The organism is Tsuneonella sp. HG222 (genome assembly GCF_053819185.1).
In genome coordinates, this window is the sequence record NZ_JBSOQZ010000001.1 from 1,106,763 (window position 1) to 1,118,619 (window position 11,857).

The following is an 11,857-nucleotide window of genomic DNA, read 5'->3' on the forward strand; positions in this document are numbered from 1 at the left end:
GCCAGCGCCATCAGCGCAAAAAGGGCAATGGCGGTAAAACCTGCAGTCGTGAGAATGGCGAGCATGTTCCTGGACCTTGCTTGTGCCTCAACCGGTGGACTGGCTGTTGAAGGCATGTGGATAACTGCGTGATTGTGGTTAAGGTTCCCGAGTTGTTCCGGTGAGTCGGGTTATGTTCCCGTTCTGTTCTCACCGTCAAGCAGAATTTGCGATGGGCTGCACAACTCTCAAGGCGAATTGAGGGTGGATTTCGCGCCGAAAGGGCGCTAAACGCCGCCCCCGCTGCACCACCGATGCGCATCACGCGTCTTGGAACGGCAGCAAATCCACATGGAAGGCGCACATACCGGTGCCCTACGCGGGAATGCTCCGCTCGGGTTCCAGCTTTCCAGAGGCATAACCGGAAAGGAATTCCCTATGGCGGCTCCCACCGTCACGATGCAGCAACTGATCGAGGCCGGCGCTCACTTCGGCCACCAGACCCACCGCTGGAACCCGCGCATGAAGCCGTACATCTTCGGCGCGCGCAACGGCGTCCACATCATCGACCTGTCGCAGACCGTGCCGCTGATGGCGCGCGCGCTCGACTTCGTGCAGCAGTCCGTTCGTTCGGGCGGCAAGGTCCTGTTCGTCGGCACCAAGCGCCAGGCGCAGGATCCGATCGCCGAGGCGGCCCGCCGCAGCGGCCAGCATTTCGTCAACCATCGCTGGCTGGGCGGCATGCTCACCAACTGGAAGACGATCAGCCAGTCGATCCGCCGCATGAAGAGCCTCGAGGAACAGCTTTCGGGCGACAGCTCGGGCCTGACCAAGAAGGAAGTGCTTCAGCTCACCCGCGAGCTCGACAAGCTGCAGATGTCGCTCGGCGGCATCCGCGACATGGGCGGCATCCCCGACGTCATGTTCGTGATCGACGCCAACAAGGAAGAGCTGGCGATCAAGGAAGCCAACGTTCTTGGCATCCCGGTCGTCGCCGTGCTCGACAGCAACGTCGACCCCAGCGGCATCGCCTTCCCGATCCCGGGCAACGACGATGCCAGCCGCGCGGTGCGCCTGTACTGCGATGCCATCGCCGAAGCGGCCACCACCGGCCGCGGCGAAGGCGTTGTCGATTCGGGCGTCGATTTCGGCGCGATGGACGAGCCCCCGGCCGAGACGACCTCGACCGAGGCTCCGTCGGATACCACCGCCGAGGCGCCTGCCGCGGCTGTGGAAGCCGGCGAGGAAGCTTCGGCCTAACCGTCACCCAACCGGCACGATCGGGGTTTCCTGCGCCGGGCTTTGCACAAGGCCTCGGCGCACCCCGCATTTAATTCGAAGGAATATGGCATGGCTTACACAGCCGCTGACGTGAAGAACCTGCGCGAGCGTACGGGCGCGGGCATGATGGACTGCAAGAAGGCGCTCGACGAGACGGGCGGCGACATCGAAGCCGCCGTCGACTCGCTGAAGGCCAAGGGCCTTGCCGCCGCCGCCAAGAAGTCCAGCCGCACCGCGGCCGAGGGCCTGGTCGGCGTTGCGGTCGAAGGGACCCGCGGCGTTGCCGTCGAGGTCAACTCGGAAACCGACTTCGTCGCCAAGAACGACCAGTTCCAGGACTTCGTCCGCAAGACGACCGAAGTAGCGCTGGACGTTGCCGGCGACGACATCGAGGCGCTCAAGGGCCACGCCTATCCCGACGGTGGCACCGTGGGCGACAAGCTGACTAACAACGTCGCCACGATCGGCGAGAACCAGCAGCTGCGCCGGATGAAGACCGTCTCGGTCGGCAACGGCATCGTGGTGCCCTACATGCACAACGCGCAGGCGCCGGGCCTCGGCAAGATCGGTGTCCTCGTCGCGCTCGAAAGCGATGCCGGCGCCGACGTGCTCGAACCGCTCGGCAAGCAGCTGGCGATGCACATCGCCGCCGCCTTCCCGCAGGCGCTCAACGCCGATGGCCTCGACCCCGAGGTGATAGAGCGCGAGCGCAAGGTTGCGGCCGAAAAGGCTGCCGAGAGCGGCAAGCCGGCCGAGGTCCAAGCTAAGATGGTCGACGGCGCGATCGCCAAGTTCGCCAAGGAGAACGCCCTCCTCAGCCAGCTGTTCGTGATCGACAACAAGACCCCGATCTCGGACGTCGTCGCTAAGGCGGGCAAGGATGCCGGCACGTCGATCGTGCTGAAGGACTATGTCCGCTTCCAGCTCGGCGAAGGCATCGAGAAGGAAGAGAGCGACTTCGCCGCCGAAGTCGCCGCCGCGGTCAAGGGCTAACCCTTCCCGCAACCCGATCGAAGCGGCCGCCGGAGCGATCCGGCGGCCGTTTTCGTTTTCCTTTGCCTGGTCCCCCTCAGGGCCGCCCCAGGGTGGTACCGGCGCAACCGCGGGGAAACGCCCGCAGTCGAACCAGCGCAATTGCGCGAAATTGGAAGCCTGTCTAAGGCACTGGCACTTCCAAATCGCGAGTTTTTGAAAATCATGCTCTTGCCGCCCGTCGAACGCGTCCTGCTCAAGCTGTCGGGAGAGGTGCTTATGGGCGGGCAGGGGTTCGGCATCGATCCCTCCACCGTCGAGGCGCTGGCGCAGGAAGTGAAGGCGGCCAAGGAAACGGGGCTCGAGATCTGCCTCGTCATCGGCGGGGGCAACATCTTCCGCGGCATGGCCGGCGCGGCGCAGGGGATGGACCGGGCGCAGGCCGACTACATGGGCATGCTCGCCACGGTGATGAACGCGCTGGCGATGCAGGGCGCGCTCGAGAAGCTGGGCGTGCAGACGCGGGTCCAGTCCGCAATCCAGATGGATGCGGTGTGCGAGCCGGTGATCCGCCGCCGGGCGGAGAGGCACCTGGAAAAGGGCCGCATCGTCATTTTTGCCGCCGGCGTGGGCGCGCCGTACTTCACGACCGATTCCGGCGCTGCGCTGCGCGCGGCGGAGATGCGCTGCGATGCGCTGCTCAAGGGCACCAGCGTCGACGGCGTGTATGACAGCGATCCCAAGAAGAACCGGGCCGCAATCCGTTTCGACACAGTCAGTTACGATAAGGTGCTGGCAGACAATCTCAAGGTGATGGACGCCTCTGCCGTGGCCCTGTGCCGCGACAACGACATTCCGATCGTGGTCTTTTCGATCCGGGAAAAAGGCAATCTCGCGCGCGTTCTGTCGGGCGGAGGAGTCCAGACCGTAGTTCAGAAGGAGGCCTGACATGGCCAAGTACGACAAGGCAGATATCGAGCGCCGGATGCAGGGCGCGGTCGACAGCCTCAAGAGCGACCTCGGCGGCCTGCGCACCGGGCGCGCCAACACTGCGCTGCTCGATCCCGTGGTGGTCGAGGTCTACGGCTCGATGATGCCGCTGAACCAGGTGGCGACCGTGTCGGCCCCCGAGCCGCGCATGCTGAGCGTGCAGGTGTGGGACCGGGCGAACGTCACCGCGGTGGAGAAGGGGATTGCGCACGCCAACCTCGGCCTCAACCCGATGACCGACGGGAACACCCTTCGCCTGCCGCTGCCGGATCTCACGCAGGAACGCCGCAAGGAACTCGCCAAGCTGGCCGGCAAGTATGCCGAGAATGCCAAGATCGCCATCCGCAACGTGCGCCGCGACGGCATGGAAGACCTGAAGGCCGACGAGAAGAAGAAGGACATTTCCGAGGACGACCGCAAGCGCGGCGAGGACGAGGTCCAGAAGCTGACCGACAAGTACGTCGCCCTGGCGGACGAAGCGGCAGCGGCCAAGGAAAAGGAAATCCTGACCCAGTGAGCCTGGTTGCTCGGGATTCCTGCGGATGACCAGCGCGGCGCGCCATGTCGCGATCATAATGGATGGCAACGGCCGCTGGGCGAAAGCCCGGCACCTGCCGCGCGCGATGGGTCACCAGCGCGGGGTCGAGGCCGTGCGCAGGCTCGTCCGCTCGCTCGGCAGCACGGGGCTGGAATGCCTGACGCTCTATGCGTTCAGCTCCGAGAACTGGACGCGCCCCGACGAGGAGATCGGCGACCTGATGAACCTGATGCGCAAGTTCATCAAATCCGACCTGCCGGAATTCGTCGCCAACGACGTGAAGCTGAAAATAATCGGCGATTGGAAGGGTTTGGCGCCCGATATTGTCGAAATGCTGGAGGATGCGCTGGCGCAAACGGCGCAGGGTACGCGCACCTTGGCGGTGGCGCTCAACTACGGTTCGCAGCAGGAAATCGCGCGCGCGGCCAGCGCCGCGGCTAGCGCGGGGCCGATCACGCCCGAGAGCATCGCTGAAAACCTCGACACGGCCGACCTGCCGCCGCTGGACCTGCTGATCCGCACCAGCGGCGAGGTGCGGTTGTCCAATTTCCTCCTCTGGCAATGCGCCTACGCGGAAATGGTCTTCACCGACGTGCTATGGCCGGATTTCACGCCGGAACACCTGCGCCATGCGCTGGACGAGTTCGGCAACAGGGAGCGGCGCTATGGCGGACGCTGACATCGCGCCGAGGAAGAACGCCGACCTGGGCACGCGGGTACTCTCCGCGCTGGTCATGCTGGCGGTGCTCGTGGTGGCCTTCGCCGTCGGCGATCCGCTGCTGCCCGCGCTCGTCGTGCTCGTCGCGGCCGCGGCTTATGTCGAGTACGTCCGCCTGATCCTGAAGGCGACAGGCAGCTTTTCCAAGCGGGTCGCGGCCATTTTCGGCGGGGCGATCTACTTCGGCATTGCCGGCTGGCTCCTGGCCGGGCTCGATTCCTATTTCCTGCTGGCGGCGATCGGCACGGTCATCATGACCGACACCGGCGCCTATTTCACCGGCCGCACTATCGGCGGGCCCAAGATCGCGCCACGCATCAGCCCGTCGAAAACCTGGGCCGGCCTGTTCGGGGGGATGTTCTTCGCGGCCCTCTGGCTGGCGCTGATCGCCGGGGCGTTCCACTGGACCAGCGGCTACGGCAGCATCGGCAAGCTGATGGAGGTCGGGCGCGACGACATGATCGGCGCGGCAATCGTCGGATCGCTCCTGGCCGTGGCTGCGCAGGCGGGGGACTTCTTCGAATCCTGGCTCAAGCGCAAGGCAGGGGTGAAGGACAGCTCGAACCTCATTCCCGGCCATGGCGGCGTGTTCGACCGGGTCGACGGCATGTTGCCGGTGGCGATTATCGTCGGCCTGCTGTCGAATGCCGTCTAGGTCGCCGATATGACCCGCACCCTCACAGTCCTCGGAGCGACCGGTTCAATCGGTACCTCGACGCTCGACCTCGTGCGGCGCAACGGGGCCGACTGGCGTGTCGAGGCACTCACCGCAAACTGCAACGTCGACGAACTGGCCGCCCTGGCGCGCGAGTTCGGTGCGAAGCTGGCCGTCGTGGCCGACGAGAGCTGCCTGCCGGCCTTGCGCCAGGCCTTGTCCGGCAGCGGCATCGAGGCGGCGGGCGGCGCGGCGGCGCTGATCGAGGCTGCGGCGCGCGGCGCGGACATGACCGTCGCGGCGATCGTCGGCTGCGCGGGGCTCGGTCCGGTCATGGCGGCGGTCGAGCAGGGCGGGGCGATCGCGCTGGCCAACAAGGAGGCGCTGGTCTCGGCCGGCGATATCCTGATGCAGGCGGCAGCCCGGCACGGCGCGACGCTGCTGCCGACCGATTCCGAGCACAACGCGATCTTCCAGTGCCTGCAGGGCGGGCGGATCGAGGACGTACGCTGGATCACGCTGACCGCCAGCGGCGGGCCTTTCCGTACCTGGTCGATGGAGCAGTTGCAGGCCGCGACGCGCGGACAGGCGCTGAAGCATCCCAACTGGGACATGGGCGCGAAGATCACCGTCGATTCGGCCACGATGATGAACAAGGGCCTCGAGGTGATCGAGGCGGCTCACCTGTTTCCGGTGGGGCTGGAGAAGATCCGCATCGTCGTCCACCCGCAGAGCGTGATCCACTCGTTGGTCGAGTACCGGGACGGCAGCACGCTTGCCCAGCTCGGCCCGAGCGACATGCGCGTGCCCATCGCCTCGTGCCTCGCCTGGCCGGGGCGCATGGAGGGGGCATGCAAGCCGCTCGACCTGCCGGCTCTGGGCGAACTGACGTTCTTCCCGCCCGACGAGGAGCGCTTCCCGGCCACGAGGCTGGCGCGCGAGGCGGCCGAAGCTGGCGGCTCGGCCCCGGCAGTGCTCAACGCGGCGAACGAGATCGCCGTGGCGGCCTTCCTGGCCGGTCAGATTGGGTTCACCCGGATCGCGGCATTGGTCGAGGATACCTTGACCAGGCCGCTCCCATCCGCTCCAACCTCGCTCGAAGACGTCCTGGCCGTCGATGCCGAGGCGCGCGCGATGGCCGCGGCCATGCTGGAGCCTGCCTGACTTGGGACAGAACGTACCCTTCTGGATGTGGATACTCGGCTTCCTGCTGGTGCTGGGGCCGCTCGTCACCGTGCACGAACTGGGCCACTACCTGGTCGGCCGCTGGTTCGGGGTGAAGGCCGACGCGTTCTCGGTCGGGTTCGGCAAGGAGCTGTGGGGCCGCACCGACAAGCGGGGGACCCGCTGGAAGCTCTCCGCGCTGCCGCTGGGCGGCTACGTCCAGTTCGCCGGCGACATGAACCCGGCCAGCCAGCCCAGCAGCGAGTGGCTGTCGCTCCCGGCGGAAGAGCGCAACAAGACCTTCCAGTCCAAGCCGCTGTGGCAGCGCGCGCTGATCGTGGCGGCGGGGCCGGTGACCAACCTGCTGGTCGCGGTGGCGGTGTTTGCCGGGTTCTTCATGGCGTTCGGCAAGCCGGCCGCGGCGGATCCGGCGCAGGAGAACTACATCATCGGCTTTGCCGAGAATTCGCCCGCGCGCGATGCAGGGATGCGCGTCGGCGATCGCATCGCGGCGATCGAGGGCGAGCCGATGGCCGATTTCCGCGAGGTTCAGCAGACGATCTGGCTCTATCCCGGCAAGCAGTTCGCGGTGACGCTGGAACGCGGCGGCGACGTGCTGACGATCCCGGTCACCGCGCGGCCGGAAAAGGTCCAGGACCGGTTCGGCAACGAATCCGTCGTCGGCCTGATCGGCGTCGAAGGCCGCCCGACCGAGCAGACGTTCGAGCCCGTCGGCCCGCTGGCGGCGGTCGGCCTGGGGTTCGAGGAATGCTGGCGCATCACCAAGCTGATGGTCACGGGCATCGCGCAGATCTTCACGGGCACCCGATCGGTCGAGGAACTGGGCGGCCCGATCAAGATCGCCAAGTTCTCCGGCGAGCAACTCAGCCTCGGGCCGCTCGCCTTCGTCAACTTCGCGGCGCTCATCTCGCTTAACTTGGCATTCATCAACCTGTTGCCAATTCCCGCCCTCGACGGCGGACACCTGGCTTTCTACGCGGCAGAGGCAATCCGCCGCAAGCCGGCCAGCCCGCGCAGTCAGGAGTGGGCGTTCCGCACCGGCATAGCCTTCGTGCTTGCGCTGATGCTGTTCGTGACGATCAACGATATCGCTTCGCTGCCGGTGTTCGGCGGTTAGGCGGGGATAAGGAAACGGCGCCGCAGGGCATCCCCCGGATGATTGCTTGATTGGCCGGGGCGCATCGGGCAAGGGCGCGTTGCGCCGCGCCCGGTCACACTTTCGGGCAGCAATCGGGCGTTTTAACGGTACCGAACGAATGGACGGATTTATGCGCCGCAAGGCCAAGACGATCGCACTTTCGCCCTTCGCACTGGCGCTGCTCAGCGGGACGATCCTGGCGGGCGTTCCCGCGGTCGCCGCGGCGCAGGATACCCCCGCGCCGGCCACCACTCCCGCGCCGGTTGCTACCCCGACTCCGGCACCGGCCGTGCCGCAGGACAACCTGATCCGCTCGATCGCGGTCGCGGGCGCCCAGCGCCTCGAGGCGCAGACGATCCTCAGCTACATCGCGCTGCGTCCGGGCCAGGCCTATACCGCCGCCGCGGCCGACCAGGCGCTGAAGGACCTCGCGGCGACCGAGCTGTTCGTCGAGACGCCGATCACCTTCAACCCGGCGACGGGCGAAGTGCTGATCACCGTGGTCGAGAACCCGGTCATCAACCGCGTCGTGCTGGAAGGCAACAAGCGGCTGAAGGACGACAAGATCGAGCCGGAGATCAAGCTCCAGCCGCGGCAGATCTTCACCCGTTCCAAGGTCCGCGCCGACGTTGCCCGCATCATCGAGCTCTACAAGCGCCAGGGCCGCTTCGCCGCCTCGGTCGAGCCGAAGATGGTCCAGTTGAGCCAGAACCGCGTCGACATCATTTTCGAGATCACCGAAGGGCCCAAGTCCAAGGTCCGGGCGATCAACATCATCGGCAACGAGAACTTCTCCGACGGCGATCTCAAGGGCGAGATGCTGACCAAGGAGTCCAGCCTCCTCAAGATCTTCAGCTCGGGCACCAGCTACGATCCCGACCGCATGGCCTTCGACCAGCAGAAGATGCGGCAGTTCTACCTGACCAACGGCTACGCCGATTTCCGCGTCGTTTCCGCCGTTGCCGAACTCACGCCCGACAAGCGCGACTTCATCATCACCTACGTGGTCGAGGAAGGTCAGCGCTACAAGTTCGGCGACGTGAAGGTCGAGAGCGAGATCCGCGATTTCGACGGCGCCCTGCTGACCAGCAACCTGCCGATGAAGAGCGGCGACTGGTACAATGCGAAGCTGGTCGAGGACACCAGCGAGCAATTGCAGGAAACCGCCGGCGCGTTTGGCTACGCCTTCGCGGAAGCCGATCCGCAATTCCGCCGCGACAAGGAGAACCTGACGATGAACGTCTTGTTCCGCCTGAACGAGTCGCCGCGCACCTACGTCGAGCGGATCGACGTCAACGGCAACACCCTGACCCAGGACAAGGTCATCCGCCGCGAGTTCCGCCTGGCGGAAGGCGATGCCTTCAACAGCCTTGCCGTCAAGCGCACGACCAACCGGATCAACGGCCTGGGCTATTTCCAGGAAAACTTCGAAGTCGAGCAGGTCGACGGCAGCGCGCCGGACCGCATTGTCCTCGAAGCCAACGTGCAGGAGCAGCCGACCGGCCAGCTCTCGCTTTCGGCCGGCTTCTCCAGCCTGGAAAGCTTCATCTTCCAGGGCTCGATCCAGCAGCGCAACTTCCGTGGGCGCGGCCAGACGATCGGGCTTTCGGCGAACTATTCGCGCTATTCGCGCTCGGGATCGGTCAGCTTCACCGAGCCCTACCTGTTCGACAAGAACATCTCGGCCGGTGCGGACATCTACATCCGCGATTACAACAACGGGTATTACGACCGGGCCAGCGCCACCTATTCGCAGAAGCAGTACGGCTTCTCGGGCCGCATCGGCGTACCCCTGTCGGAATTCACCTCGATCCTCGGGCGCTACACGCTCAACCTCGACGACATCACGCTCAACGAAACGCAGTTCTATGCCGACATCGACGGCGACGGCGTGCGCACCTGCGAGCCGCTGCTGGCCGGGCGCTATCTGTGCGAGGCGATCGGCAAGCGCGTCAGCTCGATTCTGGGCCTGTCGGTGATCTACAACTCGCTCGACAGCTACCAGCGCCCCACGCGCGGGCAGAGCGCGACGACTTCGGTCGATTTCGCCGGGCTGGGCGGCGAGGTGAAGTATGTCCGTGTCAGCGGCAATGCGGCGTCCTACTGGCCGCTGGGCGGCGGGCTGGTCTTTTCGCTCAAGGGCGAGGCCGGGTTCATCAAGGGGCTGAAGGACAAGGGCCCCGGCGTGACCGACGTGCTGCTGTCCGACCGGTTCTTCCTGGGCGAACCGCAGCTGCGCGGCTTCGACATCCGCGGCGTGGGCCCGCGCGTCATCCGCCGGTTCTACACCACCGACGAAGACGGCAACGTAAGCCTGACCGACATCAACTCGCGCGACACGGCCGACGATGCGCTCGGCGGCACCGGCTACTACCTCGGCCGTGCCGAAATCGAGATTCCGCTCGGTTCGGGCGCGCGCGAGCTCGGCCTTCGTCCGTCGGTGTTCTTCGACATCGGTTCGGTCTTCGGGGTCAAGCGGCCGCCGCTGACCAGCAGCCCCTATCCCGACGGCATTTTCCTGCCGACCCGCGACGCCAGCGGTGCTGCGCTCTATCTGCAGGAAACCAAGGACGCCACGGGTGCGGTGACCGGGACCGCCGTGGTCACGAGTCCGACGTCGCCGTCGGGCGGCGCCAACACGCCGGTCGGCACTTCGGTGCCGCCGTTCGTCGAGGAATTCTACGGCGACAGCGTCAAGCCACGCGCGTCGATCGGCATCGGCGTAAACTGGAATTCCCCGTTCGGTCCGTTCAGGATCGATTTCGCCTACCCGCTGCTAAAGCAGAAGGGCGACGACACGAAAAAGTTCTCGTTCAACGTAGGAACCCAATTCTGATGAAAATGCTTCTCAAGCCGGTGCTCGCCGCCGGCGTCGCCCTGGCCACCCTTTCGGCTCCCGCTGCGTTCGCGCCGGCGGCCGCGCAGCAGGTCAACGGCATTGCCGTCGTCAATGCTCCGCTGGTGATTGCCAACTCCAACGCCTTCAAGACCGCGCAGACCCAGCGCCCGGTGACCTACAAGGCGCAGATCGACCAGGCCAATGCCCGGCGGACCGCGATCGCCACCCAGCTGCAGCCGCTCTACACCAAGCTGCAGGCCGACAGTCAGGCCGCCAATGCCGCGCAGAACCAGGCGGCGCTGCAGCAGCAGGCTGCCTCGATTCAGCAGATCGAGCAGAACGGCCAGCGCGAACTGCAGCAGATCCTCGGCCCGGTGCAGCTGAGCCAGGCCTATGTCGAGGAGCAGATCACCGACAAGCTGGCCCAGGCGATCGAAGCCGCGGCGAAGAAGAAGAACGTCACGCTGGTGATCACGCCGGACAACGTTCTCTATGCCGAAGCGCCGTACAACCTGAACCAGGGCGTGCTCGACGAACTGAACGCCCTGATCCCCAGCGCCCAGCTGGTGCCCCCGCAGAACTGGCTGCCGCGCGAGCTGCGCGAACAGCAGGCCGCCGCTGCGGCTGCGCAGGGGCAGCAGCCGGCTGCTGCCACGCCGGCGGCGCCCGTTTCGGGACGCTAACGGGGTTTCAGGGGGCAGGGCATGACCGACGTTCGATCGCTCGATATCCTCGGCGTCCTCAAGGCGCTGCCTCACCGTTACCCGCTTCTCCTCGTGGACCGCGTGGTCAGCCTCGAGCTGAACCAGCGGATCCACGCGGTGAAGGGCGTGACGATGAACGAGCAGTTCTTCCAGGGTCATTTCCCCAGCCGCCCGATCATGCCCGGCGTGCTGCAGATCGAGGCCATGGCGCAGGCCGCCGCGATCCTCGGCATCGAAAGCCTGGAGCTCGCCGGCAGCGGCAAGCTCGTCTATTTCATGGGCATCGAGGGCGCGAAGTTCCGCGCTCCGGTGGAGCCGGGTTGCCTGCTCGACCTCAATGTCGAATTCACCCAGCAGCGCAGCCGGGTCTACAAGTTCGCCGGAGAGGCGAGCGTCGACGGCAAGATCACGTCGACCTGCGAATTCACCGCGATGATCGCGGATCCGCCGGCCTGACCGGCGGTAATCGCGCTCGCTTGATCGCCGGACGGTTCAGCGGGTTTGCATTTTAACGCGGCTGCCGCTAAGCGCGCCGCTTTCCACCAACAGCTGGATCGGTCGGAACCGCTCCGAAGCTACGAGGACGAAATACCATGAAGGCCGATACGCACCCCGATTACCACACGATCAACGTCAAGATGACCGACGGCACCGAGTTCCAGACCCGCTCCACTTGGGGCAAGGAAGGCGACACGATGACGCTGGAAATCGATCCGACCAGCCACCCGGCGTGGACCGGCGGCAACCGCCAGGTCAACGAAGGCGGACGCGTCGCGGCGTTCAACAAGCGTTTCGGCGGTCTCAGCCTCAAGAAGTAAGCGTTTCGCTGCTACGAAACACGAAGGGCGGTCCCGCTGG

The 11,857-nt window shown here is 65.9% G+C and carries 12 protein-coding genes; all 12 read left to right on the top strand.

Annotated elements, in window-relative coordinates; genetic code table 11:
- The first annotated feature begins 417 nt into the window (after positions 1 to 417).
- The 12 genes from rpsB to rpmE all read left to right on the top strand — a co-directional run bounded on the left by rpsB (position 418) and on the right by rpmE (position 11,817).
- Complete coding sequence (gene rpsB / locus ACWPMZ_RS05585; protein WP_455703018.1) at positions 418 to 1,239, top strand: 30S ribosomal protein S2; 822 nt, start codon at positions 418 to 420, stop codon at positions 1,237 to 1,239.
- A gap of 90 nt (positions 1,240 to 1,329) precedes the next feature.
- Positions 1,330 to 2,253: a translation elongation factor Ts gene (gene tsf, locus ACWPMZ_RS05590; RefSeq protein ID WP_455703019.1), complete on the top strand. Its 924-nt coding sequence runs from the start codon at positions 1,330 to 1,332 to the stop codon at positions 2,251 to 2,253.
- 204 nt (positions 2,254 to 2,457) lie between these two features.
- On the top strand, positions 2,458 to 3,180 hold the full coding sequence (gene pyrH / locus ACWPMZ_RS05595) for a UMP kinase (RefSeq protein WP_455704170.1): 723 nt from the start codon (positions 2,458 to 2,460) through the stop codon (positions 3,178 to 3,180).
- A 1-nt stretch (position 3,181) separates the two neighbouring features.
- Complete coding sequence (gene frr, locus ACWPMZ_RS05600; protein ID WP_455703020.1) at positions 3,182 to 3,739, top strand: ribosome recycling factor; 558 nt, start codon at positions 3,182 to 3,184, stop codon at positions 3,737 to 3,739.
- Positions 3,740 to 3,764: 25 nt separating this feature from the next.
- Positions 3,765 to 4,439 (top strand): polyprenyl diphosphate synthase, encoded by a 675-nt coding sequence (gene uppS / locus ACWPMZ_RS05605; RefSeq protein ID WP_455703021.1) that lies wholly within the window; start codon positions 3,765 to 3,767, stop codon positions 4,437 to 4,439.
- Positions 4,426 to 5,133 (top strand): phosphatidate cytidylyltransferase, encoded by a 708-nt coding sequence (locus tag ACWPMZ_RS05610; RefSeq protein WP_455703022.1) that lies wholly within the window; start codon positions 4,426 to 4,428, stop codon positions 5,131 to 5,133. Before uppS ends, ACWPMZ_RS05610 begins: the two co-directional genes overlap by 14 nt.
- A gap of 9 nt (positions 5,134 to 5,142) precedes the next feature.
- Positions 5,143 to 6,297 (top strand): 1-deoxy-D-xylulose-5-phosphate reductoisomerase, encoded by a 1,155-nt coding sequence (locus ACWPMZ_RS05615; RefSeq protein ID WP_455703023.1) that lies wholly within the window; start codon positions 5,143 to 5,145, stop codon positions 6,295 to 6,297.
- Position 6,298: 1 nt separating this feature from the next.
- On the top strand, positions 6,299 to 7,435 hold the full coding sequence (gene rseP / locus ACWPMZ_RS05620; RefSeq protein ID WP_455703024.1) for an RIP metalloprotease RseP: 1,137 nt from the start codon (positions 6,299 to 6,301) through the stop codon (positions 7,433 to 7,435).
- 151 nt (positions 7,436 to 7,586) lie between these two features.
- Positions 7,587 to 10,292, top strand: a complete 2,706-nt coding sequence (bamA, locus tag ACWPMZ_RS05625; protein WP_455703025.1) for an outer membrane protein assembly factor BamA — start codon at positions 7,587 to 7,589, stop codon at positions 10,290 to 10,292.
- Positions 10,292 to 10,978 (top strand): OmpH family outer membrane protein, encoded by a 687-nt coding sequence (locus ACWPMZ_RS05630; RefSeq protein WP_455703026.1) that lies wholly within the window; start codon positions 10,292 to 10,294, stop codon positions 10,976 to 10,978. The genes bamA and ACWPMZ_RS05630 overlap by 1 nt, the downstream gene beginning before the upstream one ends.
- A gap of 21 nt (positions 10,979 to 10,999) precedes the next feature.
- Positions 11,000 to 11,455 (top strand): 3-hydroxyacyl-ACP dehydratase FabZ, encoded by a 456-nt coding sequence (gene fabZ, locus ACWPMZ_RS05635; RefSeq protein WP_455703027.1) that lies wholly within the window; start codon positions 11,000 to 11,002, stop codon positions 11,453 to 11,455.
- Between the two features lie 137 nt (positions 11,456 to 11,592).
- Complete coding sequence (rpmE, locus tag ACWPMZ_RS05640; RefSeq protein WP_455703028.1) at positions 11,593 to 11,817, top strand: 50S ribosomal protein L31; 225 nt, start codon at positions 11,593 to 11,595, stop codon at positions 11,815 to 11,817.
- The last annotated feature ends 40 nt before the right edge of the window (positions 11,818 to 11,857 follow it).